A 20,437-nucleotide genomic window follows, 5' to 3' on the forward strand; every position below is an offset into this window, starting at 1 on the left:
GACGCAAGAAAATGAGCCAGGCAACGGATCCCGCCACGCTCGAACAGATCCTCGCGGCCGCCGCCGATGCGGCAGGCACGGCGGCGGCCGCGACCCCAGCCCAGCGCGCCGGATGGCTCAACGCGGCGGCGGACGCCCTCGACGCCGCCGCCGACGAGCTGATCGCGCTGGCCAACCGGGAGACGCATCTCCCGGCCTCGCCGCGACTGCAGGGAGAGCTGAAGCGCACGACGTTCCAGCTGCGCCTGTTCGGCGAGGTGCTGGCCGACGGCGCGTTCCTCGGCGCCACCGTGGACCACGCGGACGCCGCGTGGCCGATGGGCCCGCGGCCGGACATCCGGCGGCTGCTCACCCCGATCGGTCCGGTGCTGGTGTTCGCCGCCAGCAACTTCCCGTTCGCGTTCAGTGTCGCGGGCGGGGACACCGCGTCGGCCCTGGCCGCCGGCTGCCCGGTCGTGCTCAAGGCGCACTCGGGACACCCGGAGCTGTCCGCCCGCACCGGGGAGGTCCTGCGTGAAGCGCTGGTCAAGGCCGGTGCGCCGGAAGGGATCTTCGCGGTCATCCACGGCCAGCAGAACGGCGTCACGGCGCTGAAAGACCCGAGGATCCAGGCGGCGTCGTTCACCGGCTCGGTGCCGGGCGGGCGCGCGCTGTTCGACATCGCGACCTCGCGGCCGTCGCCGATCCCGTTCTACGGCGAACTCGGCAGCGTCAACCCGGCCGTCGTCACGCGGGCCGCGATCGACGCGCGCGGTGAAGCGATCGCCAAGGGCTACGCGGGCTCGTTCACCCTCGGTGCCGGGCAGTTCTGCACCAAGCCTGGGCTGCTGTTCCTGCCCGAAGGCCATGGCCTCGAAGACACGCTGCGCGAGGCCGTCGCGGCGATCCCGGCGCAGCCGATGCTCAACGAGCGGATCGCGGCCGGATTCGCCGAAGGGCTGGCGAAGCTGAGCGAGGTCGCCGGTGTCGAGGTGCTGTCGGAATCCGGTGGCGCGGAAGGGATCTCGCACGGCGCGACGCTGCTCGCCACCACCGCCAAGGCCTTCCTGGCCGACGCCGACACCGTCCGCGAGGAATGCTTCGGTCCGGCGTCACTGATCGTCACCTACGCGGACCAGGACGAACTGATCAGCCTGCTCGGCGTGATGGAACCCGGCCTCACCGCGACCATCCAGGGTGAAGAGTCCGATGTGGACTGGATCCGCCCGGTGCTCCCGTCGCTGACCCGGGTCGCCGGCCGTCTGCTGTGGAACGACTGGCCGACCGGCGTCACGGTCACCTGGGCACAGGAACACGGTGGTCCCTACCCGGCGACCACTGCGCCGACCAGCACCTCGGTCGGCACCGCCGCGATCGAACGCTTCCTGCGACCGATCGCCTGGCAGGGCTTCCCCGACGCGCTGCTGCCGGAACCGTTGCAGGAGAACAACCCGTGGGACCTGCCCCGCAGGACCGACGGGAAACGCTAGAAACCTCGTGAGTGGTAAGGACGGTTCTAACCGTCCTTACCACTCACGAGCCCCACCACCCGCCGCCGCCCTTGATCCCGTCTCTGACCCCCTTGGGAGGCACCGTCATGTCCGGATTCGGTCACTTCGACAGGAGAACGGCTTTGCGGGGAGGCGCGGCCGCGGCCGCTTCGGTGGCGCTCACGACCGCACTCGCGAGCCCTTCGTCAGCGCGGCCCGCGGCGCCGGGTGCGTCGTCCATCGTCACCGGCTATCGCGAACTGCAGACCGGGATCGACCGGCCGTCGACCGAACGCGCCGCCGCCCTGGCGAACCTGGACCGGGTCGCGAAGTCCTACCACGACAGCATGACGGTCGGCGGCGGTCCACTGTGGAAGGACCTCCCGCTCGGCCCCGGCAGCGAGTTCACGACGTCGATGTACGCCCGGCTCCGCGCGATCGCGGTCAACTGGGGCACCCCCGGTGGCGCGCTCGCGGGCGATCCCGCCGTCCTCGCCCGGATCAAGGGCGCGCTGGAACTGCTGTACACCAGCGACCAGTACAGCGAGAAGACCGCCGAGATCGGCAATTGGTACACCTACGAGATCGGCATCCCGCTCTACCTGCTGCACATCCTCGCGACGGTCGCCGACGAGCTCACCCAGGACGAACTCGCCAAGTACCTCAAGCCGGTGCTGAAGTTCTCCGGCGATCCGAACCGCCGCACCAACAACCCGAGCGTCGTCGAGACCGGCGCCAACCGCGCGGACAAGTCGATGATCTCCGTCGTGTCCGGCGCGATGCTCGGCGACGTCGAACGGATCAAACGGGGCGTCGGCGCGTTCACCGACGTCGAAGGCGGGGGAGCGGCGAGTGTCATCGCCAAACTCCACCGCGCGGCGGGCGACGGCTTCCACACCGACGGCTCCTTCCTGCAGCACGACTCGGTGCCGTATCCCGGGCACTACGGGATCATCCTGCTCACTGCCGTCGCGTCCGCTATCCACGTCACCCAGGGCACGGAGTTCGCACTGCCCGCCGACGTGCGCGACGCGACGTACGCGTTGGTCTCCGACACGTTCGCACCGTTCGTCTACGCGGGCGCACTGATGGAGTCGGTCCGCGGCCGGTTCCTTTCGCGGCAGGGGGAATCCGCGCACGACATCGGGCACCAGCTCACCGGCGCCGTGGTCCTGCTGGCGCGGTCGGCGAGCGGGAAGCGCAAGGACGAACTCGGCGGTCTCGCCGCGAAGTGGATCACCGAAGACACTTTCGCGCCGTACCTGGAGATCCCCGATCCCGAACGGTTCGCGCCGGGGCCGGACCTCGTCGGCATCCCCGGCATCGAGTTCGCGCAGGAGCTGCTGGCGACGAAGATCCGGCCTGCGCGGACGGTCGCGACGCATCGCGTGTTCGGCCAGCAGGATCGGATGGTGCACATCACCGAAGGCTGGTCGGCCTCGCTCGGCGTCGCCTCGACCCGGATTTCGCGGTACGAGTCGATCAACTCCATGAACCTGCACGGCTGGTACGTCGGCGACGGTTCGCTGTATCTGTTCCTGCCCAAGGCGAAGGGACACTTCACCGACGCCTACTGGCCGACGGTGGACCCGCTTCTGCTGCCGGGCACGACCGCCAAGACCGGCCCCACCCCGAAACTGGAGTCGGTGCCGCTGACCAGCAAGGATCACTGCGGTGGGGTCCGCTGGGACGCGCGGCACGGCGCGCACGCCCTCGACTTCGTTTCCCAGGATGGCACCCTGACCGCGAAGAAGTCGTGGTTCTTCACGCCGACGGGTGTGCTGTGCCTCGGCGCCGGGATCACCGACTCGTCCGGTGAGCGTGTCCGCACCACGATCGAGAACCGCAACCTCGGGGAGAACGGCTCCGGTGTCCTGCTGGCCGACGGCCGTCTCGTCGGCGGCTCGGAGTCCTTGCGGCGCAAGCGATGGCTGCACCTGGAGAAGGTCGGCGGGTACATCCTGCTCGACGACGCGGAGGTCACCGCGCTGCGCGAGGACCGGACGGGCACCTGGCGCGACATCGACAAGGGCGCCAACACCAAGGGCACGACCGTGCCGTACACCCGGCGCTATCAGAAGCTGGTCATCGAACACGGAGCCAAGCCCTCGAACGCGAGCTACGCCTACGCCGTCCTTCCCACCGCGTCGGTGCTGGAGACGATCGCCTCGGCCTGGTCGTGGCGCGTGCGGTCCAACACCGCGACCGTGCAGGCCGTCCGGCTGTGGGACGCGACCCTGCTGGCGAACTTCTTCGCCGCCGGATCCGTCGACGAGGTGTCGGTGTCCGGTCCGGCGTCGGTGGCGCTCGGCCGGGCCCGCGACGGCTGGCGGCTGGCCGTTTCGGACCCGACGCAGCGGCAGGAGGTCCTGCGCGTGACCGTGCGGCGCAAGACCGTCGAGGTGCCGGTGAAGGACACCTTCGGCGCCACGCAGGTCGTCCGCATTTAGGTGACGGATTGCGGGGCCGGAGGGATCGCCGAGTGTCGACGGGGTCGTGAGTGATAAGTGTCGTTCTAACGCTACTTATCACTCACGACCCACGGGACCGGCTCGGCCATTCAGGTCAGGATCTGGCCTGAATGGCCTTTACGGTCACCCTCATGACCGACATCGAGCAGTTCCGCATCGACATCCCGCAGTCCGAGCTGGACGACCTGACCGACCGGCTGGCGCGCACCCGCTGGCCGTCGGCACTGCCCGGTGCCAAGTGGAGCAGAGGCGTTCCGGTCGTGTACCTCAAGGAGCTGGCCGAATACTGGCGAGACGGCTACGACTGGCGCGCGTACGAGAAGCGGCTCAACGACTTTCCGCAGTACACCACCGAGATCGACGGACAGCTGATCCATTTCCTCCACGTCCGGTCGCCGGAACCGGACGCGATCCCGCTGATCATGACGCACAGCTGGCCGAATTCGATCGCCGAGTTCCTCGACGTCCTGGGGCCGCTCACCGATCCGCGGGCCCACGGCCTCGACCCGTCGTGCGCCTTCCATGTCGTCGCGCCTTCCTTGCCGGGCTTCGGCTTCTCCCCGTTCCCCGAGCCTGCCGACAAGCGGCCGTGGGACATCGCGCGGGTGGCGCGGACCTGGGCGGAACTGATGAGCCGTCTCGGTTACGAACGCTATGGCGCGCACGGGAACGACGCCGGAGCGCTGGTGACGCCCTGTCTCGCGGTGTACGCGCCCGAGCATGTCATCGGCTCGCACATCACGTCCGGGCTCGGCGTGCCGACCGGCGATCCGGCCGAGTTCGAAGGGCTCACCGAACGGGATCAGGCGGAGCTCGCGAGTCTGCTGGAGCGCTTCGCGGGCGGCAGCGGATACGCGCCGTACCTGACGAACCGGCCGCAGACGCTCAGTTTCGGCTTCCTCGATTCGCCGGTCGCGCAGCTGGCGTACCTGGTCGAACGGTTCAAGGAGTTCGACGGCTGGCCCGAAGGCGCGGCGCCCGCCGAGCCGATCGACCGCGACCTGCTGCTCACGAACGCGACGTTGTACTGGCTGACCGGGACCGGCGGCACGTCGCTGTGGCCTTATTACGAGGGAGCGGCCGCGATGCCGATCGACCAGACCGCGGTGCCGACCGGCGTCTCCCACGGCGGGCCGTCCGCGCTGCGCACGATCGCCTCCCGCAAGAACGACGTCGTGCGCTGGGCGGAGCACGAGAGCCCGAGCCATATGGTCGCGATGGCCGTCCCGGACGACGTGGTGGCCGAGCTCCGGGAATTCTTCGGAAATCTCCGGAAGTGATGTCGAGCGGTGGTCGTCGGCTCCGACCCAGGGACGAAGCTAAAGTACGAGCGACCCATGGAGGACCTGATGACCACCTCGTTCGAGACCGTCACCTCGGCCGACGGCACCTCGATCGCCTTCGATCGCACCGGGCAGGGCGCGCCGGTGATCCTGATCGGCGGCGCGTTCAACGACCGGACGACCGTCGCCGGGCTGGCCGCGACCCTGTCGCCGGAGTACACCGCGATCGCCTACGACCGTCGCGGCCGGGGCGACAGCGGCGCCGGCGCGGTCTATTCGGTCGAGCGTGAGGTCGAGGATCTCGCCGCGTTGATCGAGCACGTGGGCGGTTCGGCGGCGGTGTTCGGGCACTCGTCGGGTGCGGTGCTGGGGCTGGAGGCCGCGGCCAGAGGCGTCGCCATGACCACCCTCGCCGTGTACGAGCCGCCGTATGTCGTCGACGACAGCCGTACGCGGCCCGCGGCCGACCTCTTCGATCGTGTCCGGGCGTTGATCGCCGACGGCGACCGCGACGGCGCGGCCGAGCTCTTCCTGGTCGAAGGGACGGCCACCCCGGCCGAGGTCGTGAAGGGCATGCGGGACGACGCGTTCTGGGCCTGGTTCACCGGACTCGCCCACACCTTGCCCTACGACCTCGCGCTCTGCGGTCCCGGCAACGTGCTGCCCGCGGACCGGCTGGCCAAGATCGCGATCCCGACGCTCGTCATCGACGGCGGGGACAGCGACGCCTGGATGCGGGCAGGTGCCCGCGCGGTCGCCGACACGATTTCCGGTGCCCGCTACGCCACCGTCGAGGGGCAGGACCACGGCATCCTCCACCAGCCGGACACCCTGCGCGACCTGCTCACCGGATTCCTCAGGTGACGACCTTCAGCGGTTCGGGGGACAGGCCCATCGCGGCGTAGTGGTCCCGTGCGGCGCGGGTCTGTCCCAATCCGGCCAGCGCACGGGCCTCCTGCAGCCGGTAGCCGATCCGCCTCGCCGTTTCCAGCGCGAGCCGGTGATGTCCGAGGCCCGTCGTCGTCTCGCCGAGAGCGAGGCAGGCGGTGCCGAGGCTGTTCGCCGCCATGGCCAGCAGCAACGGATGGTTGAGCCGGGCGAGGATCGCGCACGCGCGCTCGGCCTGCTCGCGCGCGGCGCCCGGCCGGTGGGCGAGCAGCAGGGCTTCGGCGAGGTCGATCCGGCTCCACGCCTCGCCGAACGGGTAGCCGAGGTCCCGCGAGGCGGCGATCGAACGTTCGATGGTCTCGAAGGCTTCGTCGAAGTGACCGAGCCTCGCGAGGACGAGGCCGAGCTGGGCCGAACTCAGAATCGTGCCGCGGCCGTCCTCGCGCAGCGCCACCGATCGGCGGGCCGACGTCAGCGCGTCGTCCAGGTTGCCGAGGACTTCTTGGGTGTTGCTGAGGTTGGTCCACAGCGTCGCGGCGGCGTCGGTGCTGCCGTCCGCGACGGCCAGGCCGTCCCGATAGAACCGGATCGCTACGGCGTAGTGGCCGAGCATGCTGTGCAGGGCGCCCACCCGGGACAGCGCGATCGCTTCGGCCCCGCGATCGCCGGACGCCCGGATGACGTCCAGCCGCTCCATGGCGCAGTCCATCCCCTCGGTGAGCCGCCCGTTCTCCCAGAACGCCAGGGTGAGGTTCGCCAGGCTCAACTGGAGCGCGTGCGGATCCCCGATCCGGCGGGCGGCGGCGACCCCGGTCCGCGCCACGGCGAGCAACTCGTCGAGATGTCCGCTCTCCCGAAGGTGTTCCGTGGTGTCCTCGGCGATCCGCCAGGCGTGCTCGTCGAGACCGGCGTCGAGCGCGTGGCGTGTCACCGCGACCAGGTTCGCCCGCTCCTCGCGGTACCAGCCGGCGCCGCCGCCGTCGCGGTAGTGATCGAGCAGCCTGGTCGTCGCCGGACCCGATTCCTCGTCGCACGCGAGGGTGCGGGCGTGTTCGGCGATCAGGTCGTGGAACGCGTAGCGGCCGAGCGCGGGCTGCCTGAGCAGGTGGGCGTCGAGCAGGTCTTCCAGCAGCCGTTCGGCCTCGTGTTCGCCGGTGCCTGCCAGCGCGGCCGCCGCGGGTATCCCGATGTCGGTGCCGGGATTCCGCCCCAGCAAACGGAACATGCGCTGCTGTGCGGCGTCGAGTTCCCGATAGGACAGTGCGAAGGCCGCTGCCACGTCGCGTCCGGCGACCTTCAGCTCGGCCAGCCTGTCGTGTTCGGAGCCCAGTCGTTCGGCCAGGTGCGCCACGGTCCACTGTGGACGATTCTGCAATCGTGCCGCCGCGATCCGGATCGCCAGCGGCAGGTTCCCGCACAACGCGGCCACGCCCGAGTCGGGTCGTCCGGACGCCGCCGCGAACAGGGCGCCCGCCTGTTCGTCCGGCAGGACTTCGAGACTGATCGACGCGGCACCGTCGACCGCGGCCAGGCGGCGCCTGCCGGTGATCACGAGTGCGACCGTGGCGGAACCCGGCACCAACGGCCTCAGCTGTTCGGCGGTCGCGGCGTTGTCGAGCACCACGAGCAGTGACCGGCCCGCCGTTCTGGCGCGCCAGAGCTCGGCCCGCCGATCCACGCCGCCGGGAAGCCTGCTCGCCGGGATGTCCAGCTGGCCGAGCAAGGCTTCGAGCGCGGCCTCGGGCGAGAGCGGTTCTCGGGCGGGGGAATGCCCGTGCAGATCCACGAACAGCTGCCCGTCGGGGAAATCGGCGGCGAGCCGGTGCGCGACATGGACGGCGAGCGCGGTCTTGCCGACCCCGGCCATCCCGTCGACGGTCACCGGGCGGCCGAGCCGGACGGCGTCGAGCAGGCGGCCGATCTCGGCTTCCCTGCCGGTGAAATCCGGGACGTCGTAAGGGAGGAAGCACCGGGTCTTGCCGTACTCCGGTTCGTCGCGGAGGATCCGTTCGTAGAGTTCGCGGAGCTTCGGCCCGGGTTCGATCCCGAGTTCCTCCACCAGCCGCGTCCTCGCCTGGCGGTAGACGTTCAGCGCGTCGGCCTGTCTGCCCTGCTGGTGCAGCGCGCGCATGAGCAGCCCGGCGAACGGTTCCCGGAGCGGGTGTTCGGCGACCAGTGCCGTCAGTTCCGCGACGGTGTCCTCCCCGGCGGAGATCTCCTCGTCGAGGCAACGCTCCACAACGGACAGACGACGCTCGTCGAGTTCTTCGGCCTCGCCACGCAGCGCCATACTGTCCACACCGGACAGAGCCGGTCCGCGCCAGCATCCGAGCGCTTCACGGAACTCACCGCGCGAGACGAGCTCCTCGAACGTGTGCAGATCGAAGGCGCGTGGGCGCAGGACGAAACCGGGCCCTTCGGCGGTCAGGATGTCGCCGGCGGCGCCCTCGGCGACGAGTGCGCGTTTCAGCGCGGTGGTGAGATTGCGGATCTGCCGGGTGGCCGTGGCGGGTGGGTCCTCGTCCCAGACGACGTCCACCAGCCGGGAGACCGAGACGACGCGATCGGCGCCGAGCAGCAGCGCGGCCAGGATCCGCTCCTGCCGCGAGCCCGCCAGCTTCAGCGCCCGCGCGCCGCTGCGGCACTGCACCGGACCCAGTATCCGAAACTCCATCACACCCCCTCCCGCGAGGTTAACCGCCCGCTCGCCCGCCCCGGTGCGGAAGTGATGCAGCTGTGATGCGCCGCCGGGCGAACCTGCTGGGGACGGAATACGGGACGTGATGAGGAGAACCCCATGCGCAAGCGGTATTACGCGGCGTTGGCCGGGCTGGTCGTGGCCGCGGCGGGAATCGGCGTGCCCGCCGCGGCGGCGGCCGGCGAGCAGCAGGCCGAGGCGGAGCGGCAGGCCTGTCAGCGCGCGTTCGACCGCGCGGTCTGGGAGGACATGGACAGCTTCAACAAACGCGACGCGGCCCGCTACCGGGCGATCATCCACCAGAACATGGTGACCATCGGCCGCAAGGGCCAGACGATCATCGGCTACGCCGCCAACGTGGATCCGGTGGTCGACGTGCAGTTCAAGCTCCCGTACGAGTGGAGCATGCCGTGGACGGTGACGCACACCGTCGTCGAGGACTGCAAGATGGGCTACGCGATCCTCGACGCCTACTACAAGGCTCCGTCGCAGAACATCGACCGGCACTACACGATCAGCCTGACCCTGGTGCGTGAGCACGGCAAGTGGCTGGTCATCAAGGACACCGTGACCGACGTACTGCCCTGAGGGGGTCGTGAGTGGTAAGGACGGTTCTAACCGTCCTTACCACTCACGAGGACTGCCTCAAGGGGGTGCTTTTCGGCCTGCAACCCGCGTTCACGGACGGCACGCTCGGTTCGCTCGGTAGCGATCCGCTGTATTTCACGACGAAACCGGGAGCACGTGCCGGACTGTTCTACGCGACGGAAAATACCGACCCACGGGTCATCGAAGCCGACGAGGCGACCAAGGATCAGGTTTCGGTCCCGGGAATGGGAACGGTCGCCGTGTTCGGGATCGTGCTGCCCGCCACGAAAGCGATCCGCGTGCCGGTTCTCCAAGCGGTCGGATCGAAGGACGTCCTGTTCTGCGGCCTTTTCGCTCTTCGGGACTGTTCGAGCGGCGAGACGTTGCGTCCGGCGGAAGCGCCGTTCTACCGGCCCGAGGCCCGGCTTTCCACGTATGTTCTGTCCGGTGCCGGACATTCGCTGGCCTTACACCGCAACGCGTCCGAATATCGGGACGCCACCCGCGTTTGGCTGAGGGAGAAGGTGGGAGTTGCAGTACCGTAGGGTGACCACCCGATTGGATGATCGGTGAACCGTGAGTACGGTTAGAGAATCGTGGAAGATGGTTCTCCACCCCGAAATACGAAAGCGACCCCAGGACCGGCGGACGTGACTGCCCCACTTCCGGACGGCGATGAGTTCCCCGTATCGCCGGACGCCCCGAAGAGAACTTCATCCTCCGCATCCCCGAAGCGGAAGAACACCGCGCCGACCCGTGCCACGCTGGCCCGCAAGTGGGCCTACCTGGTCACCGGTACGGCGTATCTTCCGTATACCCACGCCCAGATCGAAGAGCATTTCGCCGCTCTCCTGGACGAGGTCTTCGCGGCGGTGCTGAGTGAAGACGCCGAGCCCGCGCAGGCCTCCGAAGCCGGCGCGCGGCTCGTCGCGCTGAGGTGCGTCGGCCCGGACAGCCTCCGCCGCACGATGGAGGTCCTCGGCAAGGGACTCTTGCACGAACCGGAGTTGCGGAGCCTGAAGTCGCTCCCCGAACGGGTGTTGCAGGTGCTCGGCGCGCTCGCGGCCGGCTATGGCGAGGCGTTGCGCGAGAGCATCCAGACACAGCAGGAGGATCTGAGCCGCACCCTGGTCACGCTCGAACGCGAGACCCGGCGTGAACTGGCGCTGACCCAGGCACGTTTCGAGCAGCTTTTCACCGGTTCGGCCACCGGCGTGGCCGTCACCAGGGTCGACGGCCGCGTCCAGCGGGTGAACCCCGCGTTCGCCGAAATGCTGAACCGGCCCGTGGCGGACCTGGTCGGGCTCAACTTCTACGACCTCTTGCACCCGGACGACGCCGAGGAACTGCGCGAGGGCTATCGGAAGCTGCTCGAAGGCGAGAGCCAGCGGCTCGAGCTGTCGCGAAGACTCGTGGCCGAGGACGAGGAACCGACGTGGGCGGCTTTCACCGGCGCCGTCATCCGCGACCCGGCCGGCGAGGCCCAGCAGCTGATCACCCTGGTCGCCGGCGACACGGACGTCTCGTTGCTGCAGCGGCAGCTGAGCCGTCAGGCCCTGCACGACCCGCTGACCGGCCTGCCGAACCGGCAGTGCTTCGGCACCCGGCTGGAACGGGCGCTGCGGCACGCCGACCCGTCGTTCGGCGTCACCGTCTACCACCTCGACCTGGACGGTTTCTCTCTGATCGCGGGCGGGCTCGGCCAGAAACAGAGCGACGACCTGCTGAAGAACGTCGCCGCGAAACTGCGGGCGGTCGTCGGCGGCGAGGACGCGCTCGTCGCCAGGATCGGTGGCGACGAATTCGGCATCCTCATCCAGAACACCGCCGCCAGCCCGGACGTCGCCACCGTCATCGGCATGATCAACCAGGAGCTCTCCGAACCGGTCTACCTCGAAAGCGGCAGCGGGGTGGCGGTCTCGGCCTGCATCGGCGTCGTGCACCGGCCACCGAGGGACATCGCGCCGAACGAGCTGCTGCGCGTCTCGGGTATGACACTGCGCCGGGCGCAGGCCAACGGCTACCGCCAGTGGGCGCTGTCCGACTCCGTGCTCGACACCAGGGAACGGCACGAGTTCGGCCTGGCCGTTTCCATGGCGGGCGCCTGGGAGACGGGCCAGATCGAGGTCGGCTTCCGGCCGCTGACGTGGCTGGCGGACAGCAGGCCGGCGGGTATCGAGGCGAGGCTCGCGTGGAACCACCCGCGCCACGGCCGGATCGGTCACGACACCTGCGTGCGCTTCGCCGACGAGACCGGTCTCATCGCGCCGCTGGGCGAATGGCTCATCCGCGCCGCCTGCGAGGAGGCGGACGACAGGCTCCCGATGGTCGTGGGGCTGACCCCGCACCAGGCCGCGGACCCCGATCTCGTCGGGTCGGTGCGGAACATCCTGACCGCGACCGGAATCGGGCCGTCACGGCTGCGGCTCGGCTTCCCCGCCGGAGCCGTGCTCGCCGAACTCGGCGAGACCGTCGACAACCTGCATCTCCTCGCCGAGATCGGGGTGGACGCGGAACTGCAGGACTTCGGCGCCGCCGGTGACGTCGTCTGTCTCGTCGACGTCCCCGTGCGGACGGTCCGGATCGCGCCCCGGCTGGCGGAGCGGCGGACGGAACCACTGGCGGAACGTTCGCTGCGGAATCTCATCGACACCGCGACCATGGCTGGCGCGACGGTGATCGCCGACGGGATCGACTCCACCGGCGACGCCGGATGGTGGCGGACCGCCGGTGCCCACATCGGTGCCGGACGCTACTTCGGTTAGGCCGTTCTCGCGTGCTCAGAGACGTAACTCGCGTGATTGGAGCCGTAACTCGCGAGTTACGCCTTTGATCACGCGAGTTACGGGTTCGGTTAGGCCGTTTGCCGTAGCGGAGCGCGCTAAGTTACCCGAGGGTTGACGTTCGCGGGCGGATTGGGCAACATCCCAGGTCCTCACCCCGCACCTCGGAGGCATGCACATGCAGTTAGGCCCGAGGCGTGGCGGGCGTTTCAACGCGCCCGTCGTCGTCTTGAGCCTGTTGCTGGTGATCGCGCTCGGCGCCTGGTGGGGCGTGGACTATCTGCGGGCCCGGTTGGCGGGCAACGGTTGTGACGCGCTGACGCCGGTCGAGATCACCGCGGCGCCCGACGTGGCGCCGGTGCTCACGCGACTCGCGAAGACCGTGCCGCAGGAAGAATGCTTCAGTGTCAACGTGACCGCGCGCGAGTCGGCCGAGGTCGCCGATCTGCTCGGGACCACCGCTTCCGGCGGGCCCGACGTCTGGGTTCCCGAGTCGAGCACGATGTTGTCGCAGGCCAGGGACGCCGGGGCGTGGAACCTGCCGGAATCCGGTCAGTCGGTGGCGAATTCCCCGGTGGTGCTGGGACTTCCCGACGAAACCGCGCGGCGGTACGGCTGGCCGGGGAAGGCTCCGTCCTGGCAGGAGATCCTCGACGGCTCCCAGGTCGGGATCCCGGACCCGGCGCGCGATCCGCTCGGCGTCGCCACCCTGCTCGCCCTGCGGAAGCTGACCGAGAAGGAGCCCGATCCGGCCGCGGCCTTCACCGCCGTCATGCGAAAACTGAACCCCGCGTCGGGTCAGGCCCCGGCGACCGAACAAGCGGTACTCGCACGGAACCTGGTGGCCGCGTACCCCGGTGTCCCGGTGCAAGGGTTCGACTACCCGTATGTCGTGCTGCCCAAGGCATCCGAAGCGTCGAGGACGGCGGCGGAACGTTTTCTGCGGCTGCTGCTCGATCCGCTCGCCGGGAGCATCTTCGCCGACGAGGGATTCCGGGCCCCCAACGGTCAGTTCGCCGTGCCGCGGGCGCAGGACAGCCGGACCGATCCGGCGCCGCATCCGCCGGGGCCTCCGCCGGTGACGGACCTGTACGCCGCGCTCCAGGCTTGGGCGGGGACGAACCTGAGCGCCCGGGTCCAGGTGCTGCTCGACGTTTCCGGATCGATGGCCGCCGCCGTGCCGGGCACGGGGAAGAGCCGGATGGAGCTCACGCTGCAGGCCGCGACGCAGGGGCTCGGGCTCTTCAAACCCTCCACGGAGCTGGGGTTGTGGCTGTTCTCGACCAAATTGGACGGTGACAAGGACCATCGGGTCCTGTTGCCGATGAAGACGATCGCCGAGCAGAAGTCGTCGGGCGGGGTCGAGCGGCTTCAGGCCGTGCGGCCCAAAGCCGGCGGCGCGACCGGGCTCTACGATTCGATCCTCGCCGCCTACCAGAACGCCAGGCAGAACTGGAAACCCGGCCGGATCAACCTGGTCGTCGTCCTCACCGACGGGCGCAACGAGGACGGCGACACGATCGGGTTGCCGAGGCTTTCGGAGGAACTGGGTAAACTCCAGGACCCGAGGAAACCGTTGCCCGTCATCGGAATCGGCATCGGGCCGGATATCGACGCCTCCGAACTGCGGCAGGTTTCCACCGCCACCGGCGGGGATTCGTTCACCACCCCCGATCCGAGGAAGATCTCGGACGTCTTCTACCAAGCGCTGAGCAAGATCATGTGCCAGCCGCCGACCTGCAAGAATTGAGGCGACCCTTGGCTCTCCGGGGGAAAAGACCTTCGCCGGTCACGTCGGCCGCGTTCGCCGCCGGTGTGATCCCGTTCGTGCTGCACGCGTGGGCGGCACTACGCGGCAGCCTCGCGCAGGACGATTTCGTCATCACCTACCACGCCGCGAAGTCGGGGCCGTTCGACTTCGGCTACTTCTTCCAGGACTACCACGGTCATTTCGCGCCGGGCGGATTCCTGCTCGCCGACGTGCTGACCGCGTGGGCGCCGCTGAACTTCGCCGTGCTGATGGCACCGGTCCTGGTGATGCAGGCGGCGTCGTCCGTGCTGTTGTGGGCGGTACTGGTGCGCTGTTTCGGGCGCCGGTGGGGGATTCTCGTCCCGTTCGCGATGTTCACGACGTCGACCTTGCTGCTCGTCCCGACGTTGTGGTGGGCGTACGCCATCCAGATCGCGCCCGTGCTGCTGGCCGCCACCGCCGCCCTCCACGCGCACGTGCGGTATCTCGCCGACGGCGGGCGCTGGGCGATCGCCACCGTGGCTTGGACCGTGTTCGGGCTGGCCTTCTACGAAAAGGCCGTGTTCATCCCGGTGCTGATCGCCGGGATCACCGTGCTGCTCGGGATTTCCTTGCGCCGCCACCTCGTGCTGATGGGGGTCCTCGCCGCTGTCGTGGCGGGCTACGCCGTCGTTTTCCTGGCCTTGACCACGAGCCAGGTCGGGCAGGGCGGCGGTGCGGTCACCGTCGGCACGGTCGCGGACATGACGGGCCGGATGCTCGGCGACACCCTGATCCCCGGACTCGTGGGCGGGCCTTGGTCGGGCCCGGGCCCCGGTGCGACGTTCGCCGCTTCGCCCGTGGCCGTGCGGATTCCGCTGCTGCTCCTGGCCGTCGTGGTGCTGGTCGCCGGGATCCGCGTGGGCGGGCTCCGGGCCAGGAAGGCGTGGCTGCTGCTGGGGCTGGTGTTCGTGGCGGACATCGGGCTTTCGGCGGCCACCCGGCTGACCGAGGTCGGCCCGGAACTGGGCAGCGATCCCCGCTACGTCGCCGACCTGGCGCTCGTCGTCGCGCTGTGCCTCGCTTTCGCCTTCCTGGAACCCAGACCGCTCGACCGGCCTTCGGATACTGTGCCATCCACGGCGAAACGTCCGGTCGCCCTGGCGTTGTGCCTTGCCCTGATCGCGAGCTCCGCCGTGGGATTCTCCCGGCTGGCGCCCGGGCTGCGGTTCGACCACTCCCGGGAGTTCCTCGCCAACGCGCGGGCCTCGATCGAACGGGAGCCCGATCTCGTCCTGTTCGACACGACGGTACCGAACGACGTGCTGCACGGCTGGTTCGGTGAAAACGCCCGCACGTCCAGGGTGGTCGGCCTGATCCCAGGCTTCCAGTTCGATCAGCCGACGAGCCAGATGTCCCTTTTGGACGATACGGGCACCGCGCGGACGATCACCGGGGTGGAGCCGGTTTCCCGTGGCGTTCCCGGCCCCGTGGCAGGCTGCGGGTACACCGTCGGGGAGCACCTGGTCCGCGTGCCGTTGGACACGCCCGTTCTCGGCCGCTACCTGCTGCGGATCGACTACTTCACCTCGGACGGCGGCGAGGGGTTCGTGGACCGCGACGGGACCCGCGTGCCGGTGTGGTTCCAACCCGGCCTGCACACCATGTACCTGCCGATCGAGGGCTTGTTCGACAAGATCGGCTTTCAGTTGTCCGCGAAGGGGGCTCCCGTCTGTCTCGCGAAGGTCGACGTCGGCAAGCCGCTCACTCAGTAGGGGTCGTACGGGCTGTCGTGGCCGAAAACCCTCGCGACGGGCGCCAGCCGGAGCCGCAGCAGGATCTTGATCCCGACGTTGCGCAGGAACCACGGCATCTGGGCGAGCACGCGCAGTCTGTCCTTGAACGACGGTGGGGAGAGCCGGAACCGCGCCAGCGACGTCGCGCGGTCGAGATAGGTGTAGCGCCGTCCGAAGAGGACCTTCGCGATCGTGCCGAGGGTGACGCCGATCGACGAAAAACAGTCGTGGACCAGGATTTCCCGGCCTTCGGTCAGGTTGGCCGACCAGCGCAGGTCGTCGGTGTAGGTCCAGTAGTCGTGTTTGCCGTCGATGTAGAGCAGCTGGATCGGACGGTCCCAGCTCGGCCGCAGCTTCGTGCTGTACTCCGCCACGAGCTCCACGACGTCTTCGACGCCCGCCTTCCGCAAGTTCGCCTCGAACCGTTGGCGTGTCGGAGATCCGCCGAACAAGCGGCCGTCGACGAACGGGTCGACGGCGACCACCCGTGCGCCGACCGTGCGGGCGGCACTGGCGAGCACGATCGTCGAACGGCCCTGGTGGCTGCCGATTTCGACGATGAGGTCGCCCTTGTCCAGGCGGCACGCCGCGTTCCACAAGGACAGGCCCTGCTCCCGCGTCATCCAGCCCTTGACGGGTTCGGCGAGCGACCACGCATCTTCGAAACCGTCTGCCATAGGGCGCATAGTAGCCACGTTTCCGCCTAGTATCTACCGGATGGTAACCCCCGGGGCGCTTGTGAAACGGCCGAGCACGTGGATCGTGCTGGTGCTCACCGTGCTGTCCTTTGTGCAGCGTCCCGGCAGGACTACGTTCGACACGAAACTCGATCTCGCCGTGGATCCGCTCGCCTTCCTCGGCAGGGCGCTGCACCTGTGGAATCCCCAGGCGACGGCGGGGGAGCTGCAGAACCAGGCGTACGGCTACCTCTTCCCGATGGGGCCGTTCTTCGCGCTGTGCCAGGCAGTCGGGATCCCGGTGTGGATCGCGCAGCGGTTGTGGTGCGCGATCCTGCTCTCGGTCGCCTTCGGTGGCGCGCTGCTGGTGGCCCGCGCGCTGAAAATAGGGAACGAACGGACTCGGCTGATCGGAGCAGTCGGTTACGCCCTCGCGCCGAGGATGGTCACCGAAATCGGTTCGCTGTCGTCGGAAATGCTGCCCGCCGTCCTGCTGCCTTGGGTGCTGCTGCCGTTGATCCTCGCCGATCGCATCGGCTCACCGCGTCGTGCCGCCGGGTTGTCCGCGCTCGCCGTGCTGTGCATGGGCGGGATCAACGGCGCGATGGTCGTGATGGCGCTCGTGCTCCCGGGGTTGTGGTTGCTGACCCGGAAGTGGCGGAGCACGCACGTCACGCTGGTCATCTGGTGGTTCGTCTTCGTCGTCGGCGTGGTGCTGTGGTGGTTCCTGCCGCTGGTGCTGCTCGGCCAGTACAGCCTGCCGTTCCTCGACTACATCGAATCCGCGACCAACACCACGGCGCCGATGTCGTTGTTCGAGGTGCTACGCGGCACGAACCAGTGGGTCGCCTACGTCGTGCAGGGCACGCCGTGGTGGCCGTCGGGCTGGGCGCTGATCGACAACCCCGTGCTCATGGCGGCCACCGGGCTGGTGGCCGCGGTGGGACTGCTCGGCCTCGCGCGGCGGGGCCTGCCCGAACGGCGTTTCCTGGTGCTCGGCGTCCTGACCGGGCTGACGCTGCTGACCGTCGGCTATGTCGGGACGCTCGACAGCCCACTGGCGGAACCGGTGCGGCAGCTGCTCGACGGACCGCTCGCGCCGCTGCGGAACGTGCACAAATTCGAACCGGTGCTGCGGCTGCCGTTGATGCTGGCGTTCGTGCACGGCATCACGAGCGCCGCGCCCGCGCTCCGGCGGAATCTGCGTCCGGCGCTGGGTGCCTTGCTGGTGGTGGCGATGGCCGCGCCGGTATGGCTGCTGACGTTGCGGCCCGGGCCGGGCTGGGACGAAGTGCCGGGATATTGGTACGACGCGATGGGTCACGTCGCCAAGACCGACGCGACCGCACGTACGCTGCTGCTGCCCGCGACAGGCTTCGGTGAGTACGACTGGGGCCGCACGGTGGACGAACCGGCGCAGGCCATCGCGGACAGTCCGTGGGCGGTGCGCAACCAGGTCCCGTTGGGCTCGGAAGGCAACACCCGCCTGATGGACTCCATTGACGCGGCATTGGCCGATGGCCGAGGGGATCCCGGGCTCGCGGCGCTGCTCGCGCGATCGGGGTACCGGTTCCTGGTGCTGCGCGGCGACATCGACCGCGCCAAGGTCGGTGCTCCCGATTTCACGACGCTGCGCGCCGGGCTGGCCGGATCGCCGGGGATCGAGAAGTCCGCCCAGTTCGGGCCGCTGGAGATCTTCGAGGTGAAACAGCCGGTGCCGCTCGTCACCGCGACATCCGCGAAGGACGTCCCGACGGTGAGCGGCGGTCCGGAGAACTTGCTGCCGCTGATGAACTCCGGGCAACTCGACCCCGGCACGCCGACGGTGCTGACCGGGGACGGCGGTTCGCCGTCCGGGCCGAGACTGGTCACCGACGGGCTGCGTCGTGCCGAACGCAACGTCGGCGGCGTGCGGGACAACCTGAGCCAGACCCTGACCGCCGGGGAATCCGCGCGGCAGCAACGAGCCGCGCTGGACGTCTTGCCGTTTCCCGGTGAGCAGCACCAGACCGTGGCCGCCTACCGGGGGATCCGTTCGGTCGACGCGTCGACGGCGGCTTCGTTCGCGGACGCGTTCGGCGGCTCGGACCCGAGCCATCAGCCGTTCGCCGCGCTGGACGGGGATCCGCGCACCGCTTGGCATTCGTCGAGTTTCACCGGTCCGATCGGCGAGTGGCTCGAAGTCGAACTCGATACGCCGAGGCTGGTGAACTCGGTCGATCTCGCGATGGTCGACGACATCCGCGTCGGCTGGCCGCCGACCCGGATCCGGATCACCACCGACAACGGTTCCGTCGATCACCAGGTCGTCCGGGGTGCGGGAGCGCACACCTACCCGGCACCCGCGGGGGTGACCCGCAAGGTGCGGATCACGTTGCTGTCGCTCGTGGTGGGCAGACAGGACGGCAACGTCGGGATCTCGGAGCTGAAGATTCCCGGCGTCGACCCGCAACGCGCGCTCGAAGTCCCCGCCGATCTCGGTCCTGGCCCGGCGCCGGGCTTCGCGTTCACGCGGGGTGCGCAGCCGCGTTACGCGTGCGTGCCCGACGGCGGGCACATCCGCTGTGATGCCAACGCGGGTCGCGATGGTGAAGAGCCGGACGGCATCCGGCGGCTGTTCTCGACGACGTCGCCGAGCGCCTACGAGTTCGGCGGCACCGTGCTGCCCGCCGGCGGCGGCCGGTTCCCGGTGACCCTGCCCGGCGTGCAGGTGTCGGCGACTTCGCAACTGGGCGGGGATCCGTCGGCGAGCGGATTCGCCGCGGTGGACGGGAATCCCGCGACCACCTGGCTGCCCGACGTCACCGACCTGCGGCCGACGTTAACCCTGGACTGGGCGAAACCCCAGACGATCTCCGGGATCCGCGTCGCCGCCGACCCGGGCGCGCCCGCGCGGTTGGAACTGACCACACCGACGTCGAGCCGCTCCGTCGAACTCGACGCTTCCGGCGCGGCGACGTTCCCGCCCCTGGACACCTCGCAGCTGAAGATCGCGTTCGCCGGCCTCGACGACGACCAGCGGACCCGGAACTCGCTGGGTATCGGGAGCCTGTCCCTGACCGGCGCCGAACTTCCCGCACCCGCTGCGGAATTCACGCTGCCCTGCGGATCCGGTCCGAACGTCCGCCTGGACGGCTTCGACTACGACACGTCCGTCCGCGGCACAGTCGCCGACTTCGTCGCGCACCGGCCGCTGACGCTCTCCGCGTGCCCCGATTCGGCGGGCGGCGTCGACCTGGCGGCGGGCGGGCACGAACTGCGGACCGACCGGTCCGAGTCCTTTGTGGTCCAAGACCTGTGGCTGAAACCCGCCGGACAGGCCGTTTCACCCGCTGCGCATCGCGCCGTCACTGTGGACTCCTGGGACGCGACATCCCGCTCGGTCACCGTTGCGGGCGGCGACGAGTCCATTCTGGCCGTTCCGGAGAACGCGAACGCGGGCTGGACCGCTTCGCTGAACGGGACTCCGCTGGAGAAGACGCGTGTCGACGGCTGGCAGCAGGCGTGGATCCTGCCCGCCGGCTCCGGTGGCGTCGTGAAGCTGGAGTTCACCCCGGACTGGAAGTACCGATCGGGCCTGCTGATCGGAGCGGTCGCGATCCTGCTGGTGCTGATCGGCGCCCTGTGGCCGGTCCGTCGGCGGCGCGTTTCGGTGGAGGCGGGCTCCGGGCGAGTGGTGCCGGTGGTGCTCATCGGACTGCTGGCCGTCCTGGGCGGCATGCTGCCGATCGTGCTGCTGATCGCCGTCCTGCTCGCCCGCCAGTTCAGCGAACGCGCGCCACGGTACCTCGCTTTCGGCGGCATGGTCGTGGGAACGGTCGCCGCGGTGGTCGGGCGGCTGCTGGGGCACGGTCAGGAGTGGGCCTATGGTCCGGTGACCCAGGCATCGCTGCTGCTGGCGGCCGCGGCGATGGTGGCGACGTGTGTGCCTTGGTTCGCCGGACGTTCACCTGAGACGGATGTCGGGCCGAGGTCGTAGGCGGGCACTGTCCAGCGCCGCTCGGAGTTCGGCCGCCGGGCGAGGCTGTCCCGAAAGCCCGCCGCTCCCACGCGCC

11 protein-coding genes and 1 pseudogene are annotated in these 20,437 nt (G+C 69.5%); 10 read left to right on the top strand and 2 right to left on the bottom strand.

What is annotated here, in order from left to right; genetic code table 11:
* Positions 1-11 precede the first annotated feature (11 nt).
* The 4 genes from BLW75_RS41700 to BLW75_RS41715 all read left to right on the top strand — a co-directional run bounded on the left by BLW75_RS41700 (position 12) and on the right by BLW75_RS41715 (position 6,087).
* Positions 12-1,469, top strand: coding sequence for an aldehyde dehydrogenase (NADP(+)) (locus tag BLW75_RS41700; protein ID WP_034322377.1), 1,458 nt, complete (start codon positions 12-14; stop codon positions 1,467-1,469).
* Between the two features lie 107 nt (positions 1,470-1,576).
* The gene (locus BLW75_RS41705; protein WP_034322379.1) at positions 1,577-3,919 is read left to right on the top strand and encodes a polysaccharide lyase 8 family protein; all 2,343 of its coding nucleotides are present in this window, start codon (positions 1,577-1,579) and stop codon (positions 3,917-3,919) included.
* A gap of 152 nt (positions 3,920-4,071) precedes the next feature.
* On the top strand, positions 4,072-5,220 hold the full coding sequence (locus tag BLW75_RS41710) for an epoxide hydrolase family protein (protein ID WP_034322382.1): 1,149 nt from the start codon (positions 4,072-4,074) through the stop codon (positions 5,218-5,220).
* 57 nt (positions 5,221-5,277) lie between these two features.
* The gene (locus BLW75_RS41715) at positions 5,278-6,087 is read left to right on the top strand and encodes an alpha/beta fold hydrolase (protein WP_034322385.1); all 810 of its coding nucleotides are present in this window, start codon (positions 5,278-5,280) and stop codon (positions 6,085-6,087) included.
* Here the strand turns inward: BLW75_RS41715 and BLW75_RS41720 are convergent.
* Positions 6,080-8,785 (bottom strand): AfsR/SARP family transcriptional regulator, encoded by a 2,706-nt coding sequence (locus BLW75_RS41720; protein ID WP_091599533.1) that lies wholly within the window; start codon positions 8,783-8,785, stop codon positions 6,080-6,082. The genes BLW75_RS41715 and BLW75_RS41720 overlap by 8 nt on opposite strands.
* A 123-nt stretch (positions 8,786-8,908) precedes the next feature.
* Here BLW75_RS41720 and BLW75_RS41725 point away from each other — a divergent pair, with 123 nt between their 5' ends.
* The 5 genes and pseudogenes from BLW75_RS41725 (at position 8,909) to BLW75_RS41745 (ending at position 15,684) form a co-directional block, all read left to right on the top strand.
* Positions 8,909-9,397: a hypothetical protein gene (locus BLW75_RS41725; protein ID WP_034323592.1), complete on the top strand. Its 489-nt coding sequence runs from the start codon at positions 8,909-8,911 to the stop codon at positions 9,395-9,397.
* A 59-nt stretch (positions 9,398-9,456) separates the two neighbouring features.
* Positions 9,457-9,942: pseudogene (locus BLW75_RS41730) on the top strand (alpha/beta hydrolase); the annotation flags it as partial.
* 105 nt (positions 9,943-10,047) lie between these two features.
* Positions 10,048-12,162, top strand: a complete 2,115-nt coding sequence (locus BLW75_RS41735; protein WP_034323595.1) for an EAL domain-containing protein — start codon at positions 10,048-10,050, stop codon at positions 12,160-12,162.
* A 196-nt stretch (positions 12,163-12,358) separates the two neighbouring features.
* Positions 12,359-13,930: a substrate-binding and VWA domain-containing protein gene (locus BLW75_RS41740; protein ID WP_034323598.1), complete on the top strand. Its 1,572-nt coding sequence runs from the start codon at positions 12,359-12,361 to the stop codon at positions 13,928-13,930.
* An 8-nt stretch (positions 13,931-13,938) separates the two neighbouring features.
* Positions 13,939-15,684, top strand: a complete 1,746-nt coding sequence (locus tag BLW75_RS41745; protein ID WP_091599536.1) for a hypothetical protein — start codon at positions 13,939-13,941, stop codon at positions 15,682-15,684.
* Here the strand turns inward: BLW75_RS41745 and BLW75_RS41750 are convergent.
* Positions 15,678-16,382, bottom strand: a complete 705-nt coding sequence (locus tag BLW75_RS41750; protein WP_034323601.1) for a class I SAM-dependent methyltransferase — start codon at positions 16,380-16,382, stop codon at positions 15,678-15,680. The genes BLW75_RS41745 and BLW75_RS41750 overlap by 7 nt on opposite strands.
* A gap of 40 nt (positions 16,383-16,422) precedes the next feature.
* Between BLW75_RS41750 and BLW75_RS41755 the strand changes: the two genes are divergently transcribed.
* On the top strand, positions 16,423-20,361 hold the full coding sequence (locus BLW75_RS41755) for an alpha-(1->3)-arabinofuranosyltransferase (protein WP_034323603.1): 3,939 nt from the start codon (positions 16,423-16,425) through the stop codon (positions 20,359-20,361).
* Positions 20,362-20,437 lie beyond the last annotated feature (76 nt).

Source organism: Amycolatopsis lurida, from assembly GCF_900105055.1.
Lineage (GTDB): Bacteria > Actinomycetota > Actinomycetes > Mycobacteriales > Pseudonocardiaceae > Amycolatopsis > Amycolatopsis lurida.